Origin of the sequence: Kribbella orskensis (assembly GCF_004342085.1) — a bacterium.
Taxonomy (GTDB): Bacteria; Actinomycetota; Actinomycetes; order Propionibacteriales; family Kribbellaceae; genus Kribbella; species Kribbella orskensis.
In genome coordinates this window covers 473,119-492,216 of record NZ_SLWM01000001.1, presented here as the reverse complement: position 1 = coordinate 492,216, position 19,098 = coordinate 473,119, and the positions used below count along the sequence as shown (strand labels likewise).

Annotated in this window: 20 protein-coding genes; 9 read left to right on the top strand and 11 right to left on the bottom strand. The window is 65.6% G+C overall.

Annotation, left to right across the window (positions count from 1 at the left end; translation table 11 throughout):
* The first annotated feature begins 1 nt into the window (after position 1).
* Positions 2–1,336 carry a HAMP domain-containing sensor histidine kinase gene (locus EV644_RS02470; RefSeq protein WP_132187155.1) on the top strand — a complete coding sequence of 445 codons (1,335 nt, stop codon included), beginning with the start codon at positions 2–4 and terminating at the stop codon, positions 1,334–1,336.
* A gap of 94 nt (positions 1,337–1,430) precedes the next feature.
* Here the strand turns inward: EV644_RS02470 and EV644_RS02465 are convergent, their stop codons facing one another.
* A complete protein-coding gene (locus EV644_RS02465; RefSeq protein ID WP_132187156.1) occupies positions 1,431–2,657 on the bottom strand; it encodes an MFS transporter in 1,227 nt (408 codons plus the stop codon).
* Between the two features lie 107 nt (positions 2,658–2,764).
* Here EV644_RS02465 and EV644_RS02460 point away from each other — a divergent pair, with 107 nt between their 5' ends.
* From EV644_RS02460 to EV644_RS02450, 3 genes are all read left to right on the top strand, one after another.
* Positions 2,765–3,235, top strand: a complete 471-nt coding sequence (locus EV644_RS02460) for a winged helix-turn-helix transcriptional regulator (RefSeq protein ID WP_132187157.1) — start codon at positions 2,765–2,767, stop codon at positions 3,233–3,235.
* Positions 3,236–3,546: 311 nt separating this feature from the next.
* Complete coding sequence (locus EV644_RS02455) at positions 3,547–4,680, top strand: FAD-dependent oxidoreductase (protein WP_132187158.1); 1,134 nt, start codon at positions 3,547–3,549, stop codon at positions 4,678–4,680.
* Positions 4,677–4,961: a hypothetical protein gene (locus EV644_RS02450; RefSeq protein ID WP_132187159.1), complete on the top strand. Its 285-nt coding sequence runs from the start codon at positions 4,677–4,679 to the stop codon at positions 4,959–4,961. Before EV644_RS02455 ends, EV644_RS02450 begins: the two co-directional genes overlap by 4 nt.
* 188 nt (positions 4,962–5,149) lie before the next feature.
* Here EV644_RS02450 and EV644_RS02445 read toward each other — a convergent pair whose 3' ends face one another.
* Positions 5,150–5,794: a dihydrofolate reductase family protein gene (locus tag EV644_RS02445; protein ID WP_132187160.1), complete on the bottom strand. Its 645-nt coding sequence runs from the start codon at positions 5,792–5,794 to the stop codon at positions 5,150–5,152.
* A 354-nt stretch (positions 5,795–6,148) separates the two neighbouring features.
* A complete protein-coding gene (locus EV644_RS02440) occupies positions 6,149–6,637 on the bottom strand; it encodes a hypothetical protein (protein WP_132187161.1) in 489 nt (162 codons plus the stop codon).
* A 366-nt stretch (positions 6,638–7,003) separates the two neighbouring features.
* Between EV644_RS02440 and EV644_RS02435 the strand changes: the two genes are divergently transcribed.
* The 3 genes from EV644_RS02435 to EV644_RS02425 all read left to right on the top strand — a co-directional run bounded on the left by EV644_RS02435 (position 7,004) and on the right by EV644_RS02425 (position 8,699).
* Positions 7,004–7,672, top strand: coding sequence for an HIT family protein (locus EV644_RS02435; RefSeq protein WP_132187162.1), 669 nt, complete (start codon positions 7,004–7,006; stop codon positions 7,670–7,672).
* Between the two features lie 18 nt (positions 7,673–7,690).
* Entirely contained in the window at positions 7,691–7,867 is a 177-nt protein-coding gene (locus EV644_RS48265) for a DUF2716 domain-containing protein (RefSeq protein WP_132187163.1), read from the top strand.
* A 262-nt stretch (positions 7,868–8,129) separates the two neighbouring features.
* Complete coding sequence (locus tag EV644_RS02425; protein ID WP_132187164.1) at positions 8,130–8,699, top strand: YcxB family protein; 570 nt, start codon at positions 8,130–8,132, stop codon at positions 8,697–8,699.
* A gap of 68 nt (positions 8,700–8,767) precedes the next feature.
* Here EV644_RS02425 and EV644_RS02420 read toward each other — a convergent pair whose 3' ends face one another.
* The 4 genes from EV644_RS02420 to EV644_RS02405 form a co-directional block, all read right to left on the bottom strand.
* The gene (locus tag EV644_RS02420; RefSeq protein ID WP_132187165.1) at positions 8,768–9,007 is read right to left on the bottom strand and encodes a hypothetical protein; all 240 of its coding nucleotides are present in this window, start codon (positions 9,005–9,007) and stop codon (positions 8,768–8,770) included.
* A 93-nt stretch (positions 9,008–9,100) separates the two neighbouring features.
* Positions 9,101–9,367 (bottom strand): hypothetical protein, encoded by a 267-nt coding sequence (locus EV644_RS02415; RefSeq protein WP_132187166.1) that lies wholly within the window; start codon positions 9,365–9,367, stop codon positions 9,101–9,103.
* 295 nt (positions 9,368–9,662) lie between these two features.
* Positions 9,663–12,116 carry a DUF4132 domain-containing protein gene (locus EV644_RS02410; protein WP_158292720.1) on the bottom strand — a complete coding sequence of 818 codons (2,454 nt, stop codon included), beginning with the start codon at positions 12,114–12,116 and terminating at the stop codon, positions 9,663–9,665.
* 2 nt (positions 12,117–12,118) lie between these two features.
* Positions 12,119–12,601 (bottom strand): hypothetical protein, encoded by a 483-nt coding sequence (locus EV644_RS02405; protein WP_199239602.1) that lies wholly within the window; start codon positions 12,599–12,601, stop codon positions 12,119–12,121.
* Between the two features lie 627 nt (positions 12,602–13,228).
* Here EV644_RS02405 and EV644_RS47635 point away from each other — a divergent pair.
* Both EV644_RS47635 and EV644_RS02400 read left to right on the top strand, forming a co-directional pair.
* Complete coding sequence (locus EV644_RS47635; RefSeq protein ID WP_369410481.1) at positions 13,229–13,417, top strand: DUF6767 domain-containing protein; 189 nt, start codon at positions 13,229–13,231, stop codon at positions 13,415–13,417.
* 180 nt (positions 13,418–13,597) lie between these two features.
* Complete coding sequence (locus tag EV644_RS02400) at positions 13,598–13,828, top strand: hypothetical protein (protein ID WP_132187168.1); 231 nt, start codon at positions 13,598–13,600, stop codon at positions 13,826–13,828.
* A gap of 1,056 nt (positions 13,829–14,884) precedes the next feature.
* Here EV644_RS02400 and EV644_RS02395 read toward each other — a convergent pair.
* The 4 genes from EV644_RS02395 to EV644_RS02380 form a co-directional block, all read right to left on the bottom strand.
* Complete coding sequence (locus tag EV644_RS02395) at positions 14,885–15,637, bottom strand: SDR family NAD(P)-dependent oxidoreductase (RefSeq protein ID WP_199239601.1); 753 nt, start codon at positions 15,635–15,637, stop codon at positions 14,885–14,887.
* Between the two features lie 57 nt (positions 15,638–15,694).
* Positions 15,695–17,140 carry an ABC transporter substrate-binding protein gene (locus EV644_RS02390; protein ID WP_158292719.1) on the bottom strand — a complete coding sequence of 482 codons (1,446 nt, stop codon included), beginning with the start codon at positions 17,138–17,140 and terminating at the stop codon, positions 15,695–15,697.
* A 76-nt stretch (positions 17,141–17,216) separates the two neighbouring features.
* Positions 17,217–18,098 carry a carbohydrate ABC transporter permease gene (locus EV644_RS02385; protein WP_132187171.1) on the bottom strand — a complete coding sequence of 294 codons (882 nt, stop codon included), beginning with the start codon at positions 18,096–18,098 and terminating at the stop codon, positions 17,217–17,219.
* Positions 18,095–19,075: a carbohydrate ABC transporter permease gene (locus EV644_RS02380; RefSeq protein ID WP_132187172.1), complete on the bottom strand. Its 981-nt coding sequence runs from the start codon at positions 19,073–19,075 to the stop codon at positions 18,095–18,097. Before EV644_RS02380 ends, EV644_RS02385 begins: the two co-directional genes overlap by 4 nt.
* Positions 19,076–19,098 lie beyond the last annotated feature (23 nt).

Here is a 19,098-nt window from a genome sequence, read left to right as displayed (position 1 = left end):
CATGCGCCGCCGGATCCTGCTGCTCTCCGTGGGCATGACGACGCTGGTGGTGCTGGCGTTCGCCGTACCGCTCACCATCCTGCTGCGGAACGCGGCCGAGGACGACTCGCTCGAGGCCGCGAGCTACACCGCCAAGAACGTGGCGTACTACGTCGGCGACAGGAACCACACGGCCGCCGACGTCACGGCGTACATCGAGGGCGTCAAGAGCGACGTCGCGGGCCGGATCTCGGTCCTGATGGCCGACGGTACGACGCTGGGCGACCCGCCTCCCGGTGGCGTCGCGGCGCCGAAGCCGGTTCCGGGTGATCACGGCGACGATGACGGCGACGACCGGAAGGGGCCGCCGAAGATCTCGGACCCGTCGACGCGCACGGTGGCCGGCGGGGTCGCGACGGAGATCGACGTCGACACCCACAACGGGCCGGCGTCGGTCTGCCTGTTCCTCACCTCCGAGCAGTTGTACGACGGACTCCTGCCGCGCATCCTCCTCCTGCTCGCTGGCAGCCTGCTGGTCCTGCTCCTCAGCATCCTCGGCGCCGAACTTGTCTCCCGCCGCCTGGCTCGCCCACTGGAAGAAACCGCCCGTACTGCGGAACGCCTGGCGAAGGGTGACGTCGACGCGAGAGCCCCGACGAGTGGTCCCGCGGAGGTCGCGAAAGTAGGTGCCGCGCTCAACGGTCTGGCGGATCGCATCGACGAGGTGATCGCAGTCGAACGCGAGGCGGTCGCGGATCTCAGCCACCGGCTCCGTACTCCGCTGACGGCACTCCGCCTCCAGGTCGAGGCGCTACCTGACCGGGAACGGGCCGAGGAGCTCAACACCCAGGTGAACAGCCTCGAGCGGACACTGACCGCGGTCATCAGCGCGGCGAGACGGCCTCAGCGCGAGGGCCGGGTGCCGCACTGCGACGCGGTCGACGTGACCCGGCAGCGGGCCGCGTTCTGGGAGCCGCTGTTCGAGGACCAGGGCCGCGAACTCGTCCTGGATCTGCCGACCCCGCCGGCGATGGTGAGGTCGTCGGCGGAGGATCTCGGCGCAGCGCTGGACGCCCTGGTGGAGAACGTGGTCGCCCACACCCCCGACGGGACGTCCGCGCGGATCATCCTGACCAGGCAACCCGTCGGCGGCAGCGACGGCGTACTGATCGCGGTCGCCGACGAAGGGCCCGGCATCCCGCTGGGGGCCGGTGAGCGCGGCCGGAGCGACCGCGGCTCCACCGGACTCGGGCTGGACATCGCCCGCCGCTGCGCCGAAGCGGCCGGCGGCAGGCTCACCATCCACCCCAACCTGCCCACCGGCTCGTCGGTCCACCTGACTCTGGCCGCGCCCTAGATCCAGCTCGTCAGACCGCGATCTCCGACTTGTGCTCGGCCAGCCACTCGGAGAAGGGAAGGCGGTCAGATGGGAAGCGATGGGTCGTCGTGACTCAGCCGGTGGAGGCCATCTCGGGGACGCGTTCCTGCGGAGCGGCCTTGCGCAGGGACCTGCTGACAATCAAGGCACCGACCAGCGAGACACCGAACACCACGCTGAACGCGATCGCTCCGGTGAGCAGCCCGGCCATCAGTCCGCTGGTCGTGACGATCGCACCGAGCGCCGGAGCGCCGATGCCCTGGGAGATGTAGCCGATGAGGTAGCCGCCTGACACCATGCTCGCGCGGTGGTGCGGGGCGGCGTACCTGTTCAGGATGGTCAGCCCGCCGGCGAAGTCGAAGGAGTAGCCGATACCGGCGCAGGCCGAGGCGAGGAAGAAGACCACGATGGAGTGCGTCGTCCCGGTGACGACGAACAACCACACCGCGCCGGCCGAGAACACGGCACCGAGCATCACGGCCGTCCAGCTGTCCAGCCGCTTGGCGAGCAACGCGGTGACCGCGATCGAGATCGCGAACACCGACAGTAGCGCGCCGGTGACCAGGGCGTTGTCCGAGCCCGCGAGCTGGTGAGCGATCTTGGCGCCGAGCGGGAGGACCAGCGAGCCGAGCACGAAAGACGAGGCGAACGCGATCGAGCCGGCCGCGAAGATCCCCCGGCTGCCGCGCGGAATGACGATCGCGCGGACCCGCCAGCTTGATCTGGTCTCGTTCGGCGTGTGCCGCGGCAGTCCCAGGGCGAAGAAGGCGACGACCAGGATCACCAGCGCGAGGACGACGAAGGTCAGCCGGAGCGGGTACGGCGCGTACTGCGACAGTCCACCGCCGACCAGCATCGCGAGTCCGATACCGAACGCGGAGACGGCGGTGCCGATCGCGCCGGCCCGCTTCTCGGCCCCCGGGGCGCTGAACTCGACCATCGCCACACTCGCCGGACTGAGTGACAGGCCGACCCCGAGCCCCATGAAGGCACGGCCTACCAGAAGCCAGGTGACGTCCCGGGCCAGGACGAACAGCAGTACGCCGACGACTTCAGCGGCCAGGCCCAGCAGCATCGCCGCCCGTCGGCCGATGTGGTCGGAAAGGTCACCGAAGACGACGAGAACCGGGATCAGCGCGATCGGGTAGGCGGCGAAGATCCAGGCCACGGTCGTCGAGGTGACGTCCCAGTCGGTCTGGTAGAGCGGATAGATCATCGTCGGGCACGCACTGGTCCACAGCGCCAGCGCGACCACCGCGCCGGCTGTCCAGAAACTGGCGCGCTCACTGAGCGATCGCAAGGGTCCTCCAAGAAGAGGTGCGGCCGGCGCCGCACCAGCTGAGTAGAGTTTTTAAACCTAGCACCAGTTGGATAGAGTTAATCAACTCAGCTCGAAGGACGGACGGCATGCCCAAATCGCTCGGCAAGGACTCGACTTGCTCGATCGCCCGCAGCCTGGAAGTGCTCGGCGACCGCTGGACGCTGCTGATCCTGCGGGAGGCGCTGATCGAGGGATCGACGCGGTTCCAGGAGTTCCGGGAGGCCCTTGGAGTGGCCCCGAACCTCCTCGCCCAGCGGCTGACGTTCCTGATCGAGGAGGGGCTGCTGACGCGTCGTACCTATCAGACGGCGGGAACACGGGCGCGGGACGAGTACGTGCTGACCGAGGCCGGCCGCAGCCTGAATCTCGTGATCGCCGCGCTCAGCGACTGGGGCAGGACGTGCCGGCCGCGTTCCGACGGGACGTCGCCGTCGTTCGCCGTCGAGGACTCCGGAACGCTGGTGCGGCTGGCGTTCGTCACCGAGGACGGCGACCAGGTGGACGCCGAGCAGCTGGTCGCTCGCCGCGCCTCCGACCGCGAACTCGTCGGCCGCTGAGGTAGCCCGGCCCAGCTCCCAGCGCGGTACCGGACTTTGAGCCATGGCTGCACGGCCAAGACAGGACGAGCTGGTGTTCTGGAGCGGCCTGCACTGGGTCGACGCCGGCCGAAGGGAGGCGCAGCGGTTCGAGGTGGCATGAGACCGCCCCCTGGCGTGAACGCATCATGGAGAGGATTCTTGGACTCATCGTCCGCTCGTTTCGTCACCACCCGGCGAAGGATCCGAGGCCAGGCCCACTGATGGCCCGCCGTGCGCGGTCGAGGGGCCGTGGATGACCTCGCGTTCTGGCCGCACCTTCAGGAGACACGATGCCGGACCGGACGGATCTGCTGGTCGTCGGCGCGGGGCCTTATGCGTACTCTGCGGCCGCCTTTGCCCGTGACAACGGCATCGAGACCAGGACCGTCGGCCACCCGATGGATTTCTGGCGGAGACAGATGCCGGGTGACATGTTCCTGCGTTCAGGCTCCGACTGGCATCTCGACGGAAGCGGCGAGCACACGTTCGAGGCATTCTTCGAGGATCGGGGAATGCGACCCGAAGACTTAGACCCGATCCCGATCTCGGTCTTCCTCGACTACACGGAGTGGTTCCGCGAGTGCAAGCGGCTCGACCTCGACGAGCGCCTCGTGACCGGCCTGACCACGTCGACCGCAGGCTTCGTGGCAACGATGGACGACGGTGCGAAGATCACCGCGGACAAGGTACTCGCCGCACCCGGCGTCGGCTATTTCCTCAACCTGCCGGAGTGGTACGCCGATGTCCCCCCGGCTCACCGCTCGCATACGTGTGAACTGGTCTCGTTCGATTCGTTCGCCGGTGCCCGGGTCGTGATCATCGGCGGCCGGCAAAGCGCCTACGAATGGGCGGCGTTGCTTTGTGACCACGACGCCGAGCATGTGGACGTGGTGCATCGCCACAGCACGCCGAGGTTCGCCAAGGTGAGCTGGGGCTTCGTCGACCAGTACGTGGACCAGACGCTGACACACCGGGGATGGTGGCGAGGACTCTCGGTCGAGCGGCAGCGAGCAATCGCCGCCGAGTTCTGGCAGGTCGGGCGTCTCACCTTGGAACCCTGGCTTGTGCCGCGGATCCCTGACGCCGTTGTGACCAGTCATCCTGGGTGTGCGGTGGTCGACACGGCCGTCAGCGAACACGACCTGACGCTGAGTCTCTCCGATGGCTCGGCGCTGACAGCCGATCATGTGGTCTTCGCCTCCGGTTACCGGGCTGATCTTGCTCGCGTGCCTTACTTGGGCGGTGTTGTGCATCGGGTCTCGATAACCGAAGGGTTCCCCGCCCTGACCGAGGGCCTCGAAACGTCCCTGGCCGGGCTCTACCTGACAGGGTTCGCGTCGACCCGCGACTTCGGCCCCTTCTACGGGTTCACCAAGGGGTGCCCGTCGGCCGCACGCATCGCCATCGCCGACATGATGCGATGACCGAGCCCGGATTGTCGATGGCCTCTCGGCACCTCCTCGTGGAACGCACTCATCTGCCGCCGAAGGAGATCGCACCGGGCCATGAGCTGCATGGCCTCGCCCCGAGCGCCGTGGCGAAGTGCGAAGGATGTGACGACGTGGTGTTCCGGGCGTCGGACGACACGTTCGCGATAGTCCATCTGGCCTGGACACTGAAGCCTGAAACTCCACTATGGCCTCGTACGACACGGCTTGGCGGCTTTATCGTCGTCGAGGCCGCGATGGACCAGCAAGCGCATTGATCGCTCATAGCCGCGATCCGCGCGGTGATGCCGATGAGCGTGCACACCGCCTTCAGGTTTCCGCACGGTCCTCCAGCAACTTGCCGCGACGTCGATCACATACACTCACTCGCTCGCCCAGGAATGGCCGCGATGATCCTGAAGCCGCCGAGTGCTTCTCGTCCCAAGGACACCGATGTCACATGCCTTCAGGGCGTGGCCGTTTCGTACTGCGGGCGGCCGGTGGTGCGGTAGGTCTGGATCGTTAGTCCCTTCGGGGTGGACTGCAGGTCGACGAGCTCGAGTCCTGTGTCCGGTCCGGTGGCGGGGAACAGCCGCGTGCCCTGACCGACGATCACGGGATAGGTGAGCAGGACGATCTCGTCGACCAGCCGGTGGTCGAGCAGCCAGCGGATCAGGGTGCCGCTGCCCCACACCTGCACCTCACCGCCCGGCACAGCTCTCAGCTCGCCGACAGCGGCCGCGACGTCACCGGAGAGGACGGTCGTGCCCGCCCATTGCGGGTCGGTGAGCGTGGTCGACACGACGTACTTGGGCCGCGTGTTCAACGCCTCTCCGACGGGGTTCCCCGGATCCATGCCTGCTCCCCACGAGCCGGCGAAGATCTCATAGGTCCGCCGGCCGAACAGGAACGCGTCGGCGCGCTGGAAAGCCTGGCCGATGAACCTCGAGGCCTCGTCGTCGAGCAGCGGCGGGCCCCATCCGAAGCGCTCGAATCCGACGCTGCCGTCCTCGTCCGGCGCGCCGGGTCCGCTCCGGGTCCCTGCATCAATCCGTCGATGTCCCTGCGTCACTCCGTCGAGGGAGACGTTCGTGATGGTCGTCAATTTCATGATCGCGGTTCCCTCTCGTTGATGGCGCCCCGCTAGGACGGCCCCTCACCGGTGCTACGAACACCTCAGCCCCGATCCGACGCCGCCTCCCGGACTTCTTTCAAGAACCTTCTCGTACGCCGGTTGTGAGCGATCCGGCACCGCGACCGTTCCGGGGCGACTGCGCCCCATTTCCTCATGCGCGCCCAGCGGGGACGAACTCTGCGACCAGACCGATCGCCAAGCCCCTGACTCGTCGTCCGCACATCCCGCCGAGAGTGAAGTGCGAACATGGCCGATGTGAGGACGCTGGGAAGGGCTTGACGACCGTTAGTGTGGCGGCTGCCTGGGGCGGGTTGGGCTGCCTTATGACCTCTAGGCACACGCCTCTGCCGCGAACTGCGAGTACGGCTGCACCCTGTCCTCGTCCCGCTTATCGGCTTCAACGTACGTTTGGGTGAGGACCTGCCCGGGCTTCAGTTTGGACAGACGCTCGAGCGTGAACTCAACGTGCCCCGTGAACCAGGTGTTGTCGCGGGTCCAGCCGTATGCGACGTAGCGAGTACCGGGCTGCAATGCCTCTACCGGGCCAACCCGGAGCCACGACGCAGACGGCTCGGCAGTGTTCAAGCTGGCATGCATCGCGATGGCAGGCGTAACCGGCGAAACCGCGTCCCAGTCCGCAACTGAAACCGAGGAGTCGCCGCCCTTTGGGTCGGCCGCTATTCGATCACGGAAGATCGTTGCCCCATCGATGTGGTCGTTGCAGAGCGCGAATACGACAACCGGGCGACCCTGCCCATCGACGCTGATACCAGTTGCCCCCGCGCCCGCGACAGTCTCACACCCGGTAAGCGTGGCCACCGAGCCCAAGGCGAGGAGCCCGCACGCAAGGCTCACCCGCCAGAAAGGCCGACATGGCCGTTCCGCGCCAGAAGTGATCACGTGGCAAAACCTCGCATACGCGGACTGGCTCCGGTCACGCCGTGGCCGAAACGCAACATCCGCACATGCCGCTGTTGGGACGGAGGCGTCCGACGAGGCCGGGAGTACTGCGGCGAACGTCGTCCAGGTGTGTTAGGCAGATACCAGTTCGGGGCCGACCAGAGGAATGACGACTGCACACCTTGCCGTCGAGAACGACGACCTGCCGAGGCTGCGGGAGCTGCGCCCGGCCAGCACACTAGGCCTGTAGATATGAAGAGTCTCTGTCGTACTAATCTGCGGATCATGGCCTTGCAACCGGATGAGTTCTATGACCACGCGGTCGCCGCTGCGGATAGCGCGCGCCGGCTCCCGCTGGCACGTATGACGGGGTGGGAGATCAGTCCGTTCGAGCCGGACGGGCTGCGCGTCGCGCCGCTGCGCCCGCCGGTTCTGCCCGAGCCAGCGCGGCACGGCGAGGACCCATCGGACTGCAACGACTGTCGTAGCCGGGACGAAGGAATCTGGTTCGACGACCACTGGCGGCTGGCCCAGATCACGGGAGTCGGCGTGCCGCTGGTGCTCATGCTATTTCCGCGCGATCACTACGACATGGCGGACCTGCCCGATGAGCTGGCCGCCGAGCTGGGACTGTTAAACACACACCTCGTCCGCCACATGCAGGCACTGCCGCACGTCTCGCGGGCCCACGTGTACCGCATCGGGGACGGTGCTGCACACCTGCACATCTGGTTCTTCGCCCGGCCCGAGGGACAGGCCCAGCTGTACGGGTCGTGGCTGGTCGTCTGGGACGACCTCTTGCCGGAGTACCCGGCGGACGTGGCGGAGGCAGACGCTGCGATCGTCGCGGACGCGTTGGTCGCCTCCTACGGAGGCCGCCGGTCGGCCACCAGCGAACCGCCAGCCGATCCTGGGCGACTGGATCAAACGGCGATGACCCACGAGCCGAGGTGATCGCGGCCGACAACGTCGGTGTCCTGCACCCAGCGCCGCCGGGTGTCGTGGGCCCGCTCCCCTGCGTGGGACCTGCGGTGGGGCACGTTCGCGTACCCGTGGCAGCAGTCGCTGACCGTCTGGGGCGACGAGCTGGTGCGCACCCTCGGGGCGGAACTGTTGACCTGGCTACGGCGCCACGCTCAGAGCCCGTAAACGCACGCATCTGCCGCATTCCGCGCGCTCATGCCGAGAAGAAGTGCGTTGAACACGTTCGGTCCTGCCCCCTCCGCCGACAACATCGCCGCCGTCACCTTTCGGGCCAGGTGGCCATTAGGTCGCACCGCCGGTACGAGCCGTAGTGCCGAAACGTCGATGGTCATGTCGAAAGATGAACCCCAGTACGGCAGCCGCCGTTTTGAGATGCCACTTGCCCATCCGTCAGACGGACAGGACGCCGGGAATACACTGCCCTCTCATGTCATCTGAGCAGATCACCGTCGGCCCGGTCGAACTCAGCTACACCCTCACCGAGGACGACTGGCTCGACGGCTTCGTCGCCCACCGGCGCCGCGTCCGGCGTCCCTGGCTGGTCCCGCTACTGATCGTCGCCGCGCTCCTCGGGCTCCTCCTCGGGCTCGTCTTTTCTGACGGCTCCCGGGCCATGTCGGCGAGTGACGTCGCAGCCCTCGCCGCGGTGGCGCTCGTCGCCATCGGGCTCAGCCGGCTGCTGTTCCCGCTCCTCGTCGCCGCCCGCTGGATGTATCGCTGGCAGGTACGCCTGCTCATGCGCGGGAATCCCTGGCTGTCCGAGCCCATCCGAGCCACCGTGGATGACACGGGGTTACGTCTCACCAGCGCAAGCCGGAGCGAAACAGCCGCGTGGTCTCTATACCTGCGGTATGTCGAGACGGACCGGTCGTTCATTCTGCGCGCGTCTGAGCGGCTCGGTGCGGCGGTACTCGTGCTGCCCAAGCGCGGGCTGGTTACGGGCGACCCCGCGCCGCTGCGGGCATTGCTCGAAACCCACTGCCACCGGCGCGCTTGATTAACGACCCAGAACGTCGACTTCCGTCGCCTCGGCTTTCTAGCCTGGCTCAAACAGTAGGTTGATGATCAGGTCATCGCAGGTCGGGCCACCTGGGCCAGCGCTGGCATGGAGGGTGACCGCGGTATCGCCCAACCGCCATCAGCGCTGATACCGACCCCCTGTTCAAGGTCACGTGTCGGTCGCATCCACAGCTTCAGAACACCAGCAGGCAGCGGAGTCATCAGATGAGACATGTGCACGAGCCGGCCGTCGAGTTCGATCGGCTCATCCTGCGCCTCGATGAATCGACTGCCCAGATCACTCACGACCGTAAGCATCCCGCGGTGACGCGCTGACCCGGATCGGCGACGTCCACTCAGTAGGCGCTGTCCGCGCGGTCATGCCGGTGTCCGGCACCGTCAGGCCCGGAAGGTCTGGCCGTTCGGGAGGCCATGCTGGATCTGTCCGAGCGACCAAGCGTCGTCGGTGTAGTCGTCGAATGCGTATCCGCCCTCGGTCAGGAGACGCTCAACAAGGTCCCGCATCTCACCTTGGTAGTCCTCGGGACCGGATACACGAACCTCGACCCAGACACCCGCGAGTTCATCCCGCACCTGCCACAGGGCGTGCACCTGGCACGCGGACAACGAGCCCTCGTCCTTCAACGCGTGGACTAGGTCTTGCACAGATTCGTAGCGGGTCAATCGACCTCAAGCCGTCGATCGGCAATCCCGAACCATTCCGACCCCGCACGTTCACCCACGTTATCGAGCAGGGACGTCAGCCGATGCACGTCCATGCCCGGTAACACCTGCACCGACCTCATGGCCGATAGTGTCTCAGCCGATCAGGCATCCGCAGCCGCGATGGGCGCCGCCGATTGTCGTTATCGTGGCGCCCACTGCGGCAGTTGGGGGCTGCACTGTTGGACCATCGTGTCGCTCGATGATCAGAGGTTGCGAGTCGATCTGCCGCCGGGAGTCAGTGGTGGTTGATCTGGGCGGTGATCGTGGTGTCTTTGATCGCGGTGTCGTTCGCGAGCAGGAACGCCTTGCTGAGCACCAGGCTGAGAACGGGGTCGTCGTCGAAGGGGAGGAACAGCTTGTTGGCCTGGCTGTCGCGGGCGGTAACAATGCAGAGGTACTGGTCGTTCGGTGACATGAGGATGTTGCCGCTTCCTAGATGGATGCGGTACGTGCGGAGGTTGCCGCGCACCCTGAGGTATCGGTCCTCGAGTTCACACCGGTCGGCGATGGCCAGACGCGGTACGAGTTGTTCGAGGACGTCGCGGCGGATCTCGCCTGCAGCGGACAGTTCGCCGAAGCTGTAGGTATGCCAGTACGTCTCGAAGCGGCGCTCTGCACCGCGGTCGAGCCACTCCGGATCGGCACCGATTGATGTCACCCCGACGAACAAGTCGACGTCACGCATCGCTTCGGTGAGGACGAGTGGTGGCACATCGGCGAGTTCGATCGAGTCATCGCCTTGGATATCGACGAACCGCACCTGATCGCTCGTGCAGTACGGGTAGAGATCGCTAGTGGTCGGTTGGTGATCGAGGATCGGATCGAAGAAGAACTCGGCACGGATCCCGACCGTGTCGTAGGTTCGCCGTGCGACGCCGTGGTCGATGCCGTCGTCCCACCACGCGACTGCAACCGGCGTCCACCCACGCCCTTTCATCAAGGCGCGAGCCTGGACCTGCCCGAAGATGTGACCGGCGAAGCGGTTCGAGTACACACGGCTCCGCTCCTCGGCAGGCGTCAGCACGTAAAGCTCGCGGAATGCCTGCTTGAGTGGCTGAACGATCTGCTGCTCGAGCAGATAGCGTCGCCAGGCGCGAACCTCGTCAGCGGTCGCGTGGATCGGGTGCCAAAGCCGCACCTCCGCATCGGCCGGAATCGCGACCTGCTGACCCGAACTCGTGACCGCGGTCGCGGTATCGCGCGGGATTCCGACGACGCTCTGTCCTTGCTGTGTGCTGAAGGCCCATACCAGGGTGCGTGTCAGGCAGCCGGTGATCGGATGGTCCAGGTACCAAGTACGCCAGTCGTCGAGCGGCCAGCGGCGGTCGAGGGCCATCAGGCTATCCAGTCGCAGGCGCTCGCCGGCGATCGTCTTGCGGATCGCCTTGAGGTCACCGCGGATCGCAGCAAGCGTTTCGACATCAGCCTGCTTCACGTCCGCCGGGACCGACTTCCGTGGCGTCTGGTTCTCATCAACGTAGACAAGTGATGCCGTTCGTCCGTCCACGACGATCAAGGCGGATCCCCGCGACAGCGATACGCGGCGTTCGCCGTCGTTGTCGAGGTCATGTGTTTCGACGGCGCGTTCCAGGAGTTGCTCGCGTGTCATCCCTTGCGCGGAAGCCAGCGCGTCGATGGCCTTACGGACTTGTTTCAGCAGCGTCCCGTGCCGAACGGAACGCTCGAGCGCGAGCAACTCGGTGATCGACGACGGGGCGCCGATCTCGGCCATCGCCTGCGCTGATGCGTTGGCGAGTCGAAGGCTTCGTGGACTGCCGAACTGACCTCCGATCACGGTCACACTCTTGACGGCAAGTCGCTGTAGCTGCGGCAAGAGCGCCGGGTCACCCAGATGCCCTGCGATCGTGACAACTCCACACAGGAAGGACTCGTTGCCTGCGGTGGCGTATCGCGTCGCGGTGTAGACCCGATTGCTGTAGGTGTGCTCCGTGTTGGTCTCGGCCGCGTCGAGGGCAGCATCGAGGAGCGCACTGACCAGAGCCGCGGGCCAGGACAACAGTCCGCGTATGCGCGCAACCTCGGCGAGCCATTTCTTCGAAGGCCGGCCGCTGGTGGGAAACGCCGCAAGGAGATCGAGCGCCGTCGCGCGCGCGCCGATCGATTCGTCAGCCGTCTCGAACGCGGCTCGCAGCCGAGGGCCGATGTCATCACCCTCGTCGATCAAGTCGACGCGGATCCCATCGCTAGGGCCTACGAGCTTCCGCAGCCTGGTCGCGGTGGCTGCGCCTTCAACCTCCTCGGCTGCACGCCCGAGCAGTGGTTTCAGCCGTTCCTTCTCCGCGCCGGGCAGCGCAGCGTATGCGTGTTCGATTTGGCGGCTCATCAAGCGGAGGCACTCGCTACTCCACAACGACTCCGGCATCTCGAGCTGCACAAGCCGCGGGGTCAGCAGCCGCTCGATGTGCTCCGCCGACAGCTCCACGCGCTTCCGCGCGATCACCGACAGCAGCTGGACGCTGCTATAACTATCTACTCGGTCAGAGACGCTCAGAATGCACTCCCGCCTAAGCGCTTCCGAGCCTTGCAGGATCGCTTGAACCTGCGGCAGCGCCCGAGCGTCCGGCTTGGTCGTCCAAGACCGACCGTGAAGGGCCTGCAGCGCAGCCGCCACCATCGTGGCGGCCCCACCATCGCTCCGGTCAGACACACCATCGCTTGCCCGCGCCACGCTCAGCCACCGACCAGCTGAACAAGGCGGACGAATCGGATGTCAGAGTCCGCAGTCAACTCGAGTTCCTCGTCAAGCTCGGTCACCTGCCGGTCGTCGACAAGCACGAAGAACCCGTTGCGCTCGAATGCCTCGATCGCCCGATCAGCCTGCCGCTCCCAATCGAGCCGCCGCTGCTTCGGCAACCGGAACCCCTCTTCAGTCGCCAATCCTCCCTCGGGCATCACCAAACCCGTGAACACCGGCTGCGGAGCAGCGTTGAAGCGCGCCACCTCCTCCCGAACACGTGTCCGCACAAGATCTCGAAGCGTGATCCTGCTCGAAACACCCTCCAGCATCGTCGTCGCACCGACCCGGCCAGCGCCCGACACATCGATGATCTTCACAGTGATCGACACCGACGCAGCATAAACAGCCATCCGGTCATTCAGACCCCGGCGCGGCGACCACAACGACGGTACGGCGACCAATCGATCCTCGGCCACCGCGACATCAGGAGCCTGCTTGCTGTCGACCCAGGCAGCTCCACTTCCCCATGTGTCGCACACGTACTGATCAACACCCTCAACACGACAGTGCGCGACGCGCCTAGAGACCCCGACGAAAGGCGAAGCATCGCGCCACCGTCGAGGTCATCGTGGGCGGCGTCATTGGCCCCATCGACCGGCCCGAAGTGGTGATCGCTGGCCGCTTTCTCGGCGACGACATGGTGATCGTCGGCCGCACCGTATCGCTCAAGCCGACCTAGTCAGCCGAGCTCGGCGCGACGCTGCGGCGCGGCCGGCCTGATCACCCATGCCCGACGAGATCACGTCGCAGCACTGGGGCGGGAAGGACTCGAAGAGGCCGCTGACCAAGGTCGAGCCGCTGGTTGTCGTCGAGGTGGCCGCCGACGCTGCGGTGCAGGCAGGCCACTGGCGGCACGGGATGCGCTATATCCGGCCGCCTTGGATCTTGAGCCGGACGACATTCCTGAGGTCAGCGGTTGATCACTCCAGTTGGCGTCGAAGGGCTACGCCGCTCAGTTGGGGCGAAAGGCCCCATGATTGCGGCCGGAAGGCCGTCGTCGTGTTGGTCGGCCGAAGGTAGTTTCTAGGCAAGGACGGTGAACGATGGCCAACGGTGGGAAGCAACCCCAACCACGGTGTCCGATCCGGCTCGGAGAACCCTGCTCACTCTGTGTGCCAGGTGCGACCGGGCCACAGGACTGCTCACTCGTCTACCTGGTGATGTCCGATCCCGCCTTGCGTGACGAACTGCGCCTGCTGCGCGCCGCTCGGTCGTCGAGCAGACTTCCGTAATGTCCGGATCGCCGCTGACACGGTCCGCGCGAAGAGCAAGTAACGACCGGCCTGCGTTCGCGATCAGATCTGCTGGATGCTGAACGTCGCCCAGCTCCATCTCAGCTTCGCCGACGTGATCGTCGTCGTGCCGAGGGGCGATGGTTGGACGTGTGTGGTCGTGGGGGTCATGCTGACTGCGTGGATCTGGCCGAGTTCTACGCCCGCGTCGACCGCTTGATCGCCGCATTGCACGCTGCGGGGCATGATGCTGCGGCGGTAGACGTCGAAACAGCCTTGAGGGGCGGTGCAACCTCGGGCGAGATTCTCGGGCGGCTCAGCCTGGCGTTACCGGTCGCGACAGAGTCGGCGCCGGACCTCGCGCATGAGATCGAAGAGCTCACAGTGTGGGCCAAGCACGCGATCCGCTGAGTCGCCGGGTTGGCGTCGCTCACTGCCCAGCCTCGGCGTGGTTGTCGCAGTACCAGACACCGTCGTGCTGGTTCCAGCCGTTGTGGCGAGCCACGCAGCCACCGGTTGGGGAGGGGAGAAGGTTCGGCGACGGCCAGGTCGTCACCGAGCATCACGGTGGTGTCGAACAACCCACACATGACGATCCGTCCCGGTGCGGCTGGCAACGTTCGCAGTGCCGCCACTCGATGATTCGCCCGGGATCGTCGGGGTCGGGGGTCAGCCAGATCGTGGCGAGACCGTCAAGGTGCCGCTCGAGCTCGCTAGAGTCGGTCGGCCGGTCGTGGCAGGTCGGACATGCCGGTCCGCGCCCCGGCCGGTACGGGCTGACTCGCCGGCCGACCCGGCTGCGGTGCCGCGATGATCGCGGCAGCGGCAGAGAGTGAGAAATGTTGAGCGTCGGTGACATGCTCGGCTAGGGATAAGCCCAGGCCATGAGCGTTCTTGCGCGCTGATCGCAGGGAATGAAGGGTCTGGGCTCAGAAAGCGGTGGTTCGGGGTTCGAGTCCCTCACCGGCTCTCTGACCTGGGCAGATGCCCTGCGGGGCATGCTCCTCAGGGTCAACTGACCGCTCGGCATCCTGATCACTCGACCGCGGGGCCCTCCGTCGGCCGCCGATCCTGGTCATGAATGCCCTCCAGCGCCTCGTCCACGAAGCTTGCTGCCTCCGGGTTTGAGCCCGCCGAGCGACGTACTCGTCGACCCTCGTCGAGATCCTGGAGAGCCCCGGTTGATCCGCAATCTTCCACGGCGTCTGCCCAGAGTCGTTGAGAATCGTCGCCTACGTCCTCCGGAGGACGTAGGCGGTGACCCATGCCAGATCGTCCGCCGGGACCGCATGCCGGCCAGCTCGGTCAGTTCGCAGGCGGGACGCCTTCCGGCCGGACTAGGTTCCAGCAGGGACGCTCGGTCGCGCTCGTTCAACCTGTGTACGTCGGCCAGCCTCAGCTCGAACGCTTTCGGGACCTGATTGCTCCGACCGGGCCGGAGCCGATGGCCGGGCGCGCGTAGGTCGCTCAATGCATGTAGAGGCCGCCGTCGACGTTGAGGGTGTGGCCGGAGATGTAGCCGGATTGTTCGGATAGTAGGAACGCGATTGCGGACGCGACGTCGTGCGGCTGCCCGACGCGATTGACCAGGAGGTCGTCGACCAGGGCCGCCCGGCGTTCGGGAGTCAGCGGTCCGCCCATGATGTCGGTGTCGATCGGACCGGGGGCCACCGCGTTGACCGTGATCCCGTGCGGACCGAGTTCTCGTGCGAGAGCACGGGTCAGTCCGATCACGCCCGCTTTCGCAACGGAATAAGGGGTTTTGCTGTAGGTGCCGCCGCCCAGCTGAGCCGAGGTCGAGGAGACACTGACGATCCGGCCGTAGCCGTACCGCACCATGCTTTCGGCGACCCGCCGGGTGACGTAGTGCACGCCGTTCAGGTTGATGTTGATCACCCGGTGCCACTCGTCTGCAGTCAGCTCGAGGTAGGGGATCGGTGAGCTGACCCCGGCGATGTTGGCCAGCGCTGCCAGCGGCGGCAGCGCGGCCTCGAGCTCGTCGATCGCCGTACGAACCTGATCTTCCTTCGACACATCGGCCACGGCGACGGAGGTCTTGACGTTGTACTTCTCGGTGATCTCTGCGGCGAGCGCGTGGCCGCCGTGCTCGTCGATGTCGAGGATGCCGATGCTCCACCCCCGCTCGGCGAGGAGCATCGCCGTCGCCCGTCCGATGCCGCGCGGCGATGCCGCACCTGTCACGACCGCACTGCGTTCCACCTGATGATCTACCACCTCAACGCCCCCTCAGTCCGTATTCGCGACAATTCGCAGTGATCATTTCGCGCCCGCGTAGTCCTGTCCCGGCTTCCAGTCGCTGAAGACGTAGTCGTCCTCCGAAACCTTGGCTCCGGACGCTTTCGCCTTCTGGAGCGCCTGCGCCCGATCAGCAGCCGTGGCGTCGCTCAACTTCTTCAGCTCGGCCTTGAGGTCCTTGATCGATCCACTCAGGTAGCCCTGGACGATGTTGCCGACGTGTGGCGTGACCGGCTTGCGGAGCGCATCCACGCTTGCCTGTGCGGGGTTCTTCACGATCGCCTGCGGCATCAGGAACACGTTCGCCTTGCAGAAGTCGACTGCCTTCTTGTACGCGTCGATCGCTTTCGACGACGCGACCAGATCAAGATTGAGCGGCGGTTGATCCATCGCCTCGATCATCCCGTTCTGGTAGTCGTCGGACATGAAGGACGCGATCAGCTTCCCGGCCGCATCAGGATTCTTGCTGTCGGCGGAGACGAAGTACGCCGCACTCGGCCGCCCGCGGTAACACCAGGCATTCGTACCGGCCGTCGGCACCAGAACCTGCCCGGAGGCGATCTTGTCGACGATCGGCGGCGCCAGCGCCTTTGATCCGCCGGCACACCAGATGCCGTCGATGAATGCCGCAACCGCACCGGACGCGTACCGGGTCCGGGCGTCGACGACGCCGAAGTTGTTCGAGCCGGGCATGATCAACTTGTCGTCGTTCAGCTCCTTGAGATATTCGATCACCGTGACGTAGGCGTCGTGGTGATAGGCGTACTCGCCGGTGGTGAACTGCAGACCCTGATAGCCGGGGAAGCCGGCAGTCTGTGCCATGTCGTCGACCTGATCCCGAATTCGCCCGCCGTCGGCACCGATCGCCAGGGTCAGCGGCTGGAGCCCCGCCGACTTCAGCTTGTTCAGGGCGTCCTTGAAGGCCGCGTAGTCCGAGGGCACGTTGTCCGGATCGAGCCCGGCCTTCTTGAAATGATCTTTGTTCACCCACACCAGCGTCGAGCTCTGCTGGAGGCTGAACATCGGGAAGCCGTAGAGCTTGCCGTCCAGCTGGGTGATGCCCTCGGTGAACGCGTCCTTGGGGAGCTTGGACTTGACGTCCGCGGGCAGCGTCACTTCGTGCACCCATTTGCCACTGACCAGGGCCGGCAACGGCAACCCGACCACGTTGGAGTAGACGTCAGGCATCTTGTTGGCCTGATGCGCCAACTGTAGCGCCTGGGTTGCTTTGGACGCGTCGTAGTAGGTGTGGGCGACGTTGGTCTTCATCGCGGACGACTGGGTCTTTGCCCAGTCGTTGTTGAGATGTTTGAACGAACTGAAGTGGTCCCACCAGTCCAGCGACTCCGTGGCACCACCGCCACCCGCGCTGCCGACGTTGTCGCTCGAGCTGCTGCAGCCGGTCGCGACGCCGGCGACAGCAAGTACCGATGCACCGAGGAAACCGCGACGTGTCAATCCGGTCATGATCGTTTCCATTCCTTCGGGTGTTGATCAATTCGTAGCTCTGGGGGTCCTTCGACAAGCTCAGGACCTTCTGAGGTCAGGCCTTGACTGCTCCTGAGATTCCCTCGACGAAGGAGCGCTGCAGGAAGATGAAGAGCACCACCACCGGGACGATCGAGATCACGCCGGCGGCGGCCATTCCAGACCAGTCGGTAGCGGTTTCTCCGACGAACGCCTGCATGCCGACGCTCACCGTCCGCAGATCGGGCCGGCTGAAGGTGAACACCAAAGGCAGGAAGAAGGCGTTCCACGTGGTGATGAAGGTGAGGACGGCGACGGTCGCCGTGACCGGCATCGCCAGCGGCAGCATGACCGAGAAGAACGTCCGGAAGAAGCCGGCGCCGTCGACGACCGCGGCTTCTTCCAACTCCCGGGGTATCTGCCGGAAATAGCCGTAGTAGATCAGGATCGCCGACACGTACGCCCCACCGCTGAGCGCCAGGATCATTCCGCCCAGTGAGTCGATCAGGTGCAGCTGCATCGAGATCTTGACCACCGGGATGATCGTGTAGCCGGTGGGTACGAAGAGCGTCGCGACCAGCACCCCGAGGAAGATCTTCGATCCGTGGAATCGGTAGCGGGCAAGGACATAGCCGGCGGTCGCGCAGCGGATGGTGACGATCACGACGGTGAAGACAGTGACTACGACGGTGTTGATCAGATACCGGCCGAAATGCGCATCGTTCCACGCCCGCGCGTAGTTGTCCCAGACGAACTTGTCCGGCCACAGCTTCAGTCCGCCGCTGAACATCTCCATGTTGTCCTTCAGCGACGCGGACAACATCCACAGGAACGGGAAGATCCAGATCACCGCGATACCCACCAGGAAGGTCGCGGCGAGCCACCAGGGCAGTCGACGCAGCACACGCCGTTGCCTGCTTGTGCGGTCGGTCCGGGGCACAGCCTGCTGTGCGGTCATCGCTGTTGTCCTCTCAGCCGACGGCCGGCGTACACGCCCCACAACTGGACGGCGCCGACGACCGCTACCAGCAGCCCGAAGATCACTGCGGCCGCGGACGCATGCCCGAGCTGCGGGATCGAGGCGCCGAACGCCCACCGGTAGATGTAGATCTCGACGATCTCGGTGTGGAAGTACGGCCCACCCGCGGTCAGCGTGTACATCAGATCGAAGTTGTGGAACGTCTCCTCGATCGTCAGCACGGTGATGATGATCAAGAACGGCTTGAGCATCGGCAGCGTGATGTGCCGGAAGAGCTGCCAGGTGCCGGCCCCGTCGATCCGGGCCGCCTCGTACAACTCGTACGGGATCGTCTGCAACGCCGCGAGCCAGTAGATCATCGTGACGCCGAAGAACTTCCAGATGTACAGCACGGCTGCCGTCGGCAGCGCCAGGTGTTGACCACCCAGGAAGTCCACGCCGCTGCCGCCGAGCTTGATCAGCAAGGAGTTGATCGGCCCGGTGGCCGGATCCAGGATGAAGCGCATCACCACGCCGATGATCGCCGTTGTGGTCACCACCGGGATGAAGAACGCCGACCGCAGGACGCCGATCAGTGGCAGCTTCGGAGAGTTGAGGACCATCGCCATCAGCAGCGTGAGCAGCACCCGCGCCGGCACCACCAGCACCATGAAGAGCAACGTGACCTTGAACGAGTTCCAGAACAGCGGATCGGCGAAGACTTCGCGGTAGTTGCTCAGTCCGACGAACCGTTGGCTGGCGTCGAAACCGTTCCACTCGACCAGCGAGTACCAATAGCTCGCGATGATCGGATAGATGGTGTAAATGCCGTAGAGCACCACGGTCGGCAGCAAGAAGATCCAGATCCAGGTGGTCTTCTGCCAGCCGTGACGCGGTAGTTGGGGGTTGTCGACGGCTGTGCCGGCCCGCGACCGGCGGCTCTGCCGCCTGGTGAGTTGCACAGATCTGATCGTCATTGGTCGCATCCGTTCGTGATCAT

Bases quoted from the DNA above. Each gene is read 5' to 3' on its own strand.
- EV644_RS02470 (WP_132187155.1), top strand. From the start codon at position 2: ATGCGCCGCCGGATCCTGCTGCTCTCCGTGGGCATGACGACGCTGGTG.
- EV644_RS02435 (WP_132187162.1), top strand. From the start codon at position 7,004: ATGGCCTTGCAACCGGATGAGTTCTATGACCACGCGGTCGCCGCTGCG.
- EV644_RS02380 (WP_132187172.1), bottom strand. From the start codon at position 19,075: ATGACGATCAGATCTGTGCAACTCACCAGGCGGCAGAGCCGCCGGTCG.
- EV644_RS47635 (WP_369410481.1), top strand. From the start codon at position 13,229: ATGGCCAACGGTGGGAAGCAACCCCAACCACGGTGTCCGATCCGGCTC.
- EV644_RS02385 (WP_132187171.1), bottom strand. From the start codon at position 18,098: ATGACCGCACAGCAGGCTGTGCCCCGGACCGACCGCACAAGCAGGCAA.
- EV644_RS02445 (WP_132187160.1), bottom strand. From the start codon at position 5,794: ATGAAATTGACGACCATCACGAACGTCTCCCTCGACGGAGTGACGCAG.
- EV644_RS02455 (WP_132187158.1), top strand. From the start codon at position 3,547: ATGCCGGACCGGACGGATCTGCTGGTCGTCGGCGCGGGGCCTTATGCG.
- EV644_RS02460 (WP_132187157.1), top strand. From the start codon at position 2,765: ATGCCCAAATCGCTCGGCAAGGACTCGACTTGCTCGATCGCCCGCAGC.
- EV644_RS02390 (WP_158292719.1), bottom strand. From the start codon at position 17,140: ATGACCGGATTGACACGTCGCGGTTTCCTCGGTGCATCGGTACTTGCT.
- EV644_RS02425 (WP_132187164.1), top strand. From the start codon at position 8,130: ATGTCATCTGAGCAGATCACCGTCGGCCCGGTCGAACTCAGCTACACC.
- EV644_RS02450 (WP_132187159.1), top strand. From the start codon at position 4,677: ATGACCGAGCCCGGATTGTCGATGGCCTCTCGGCACCTCCTCGTGGAA.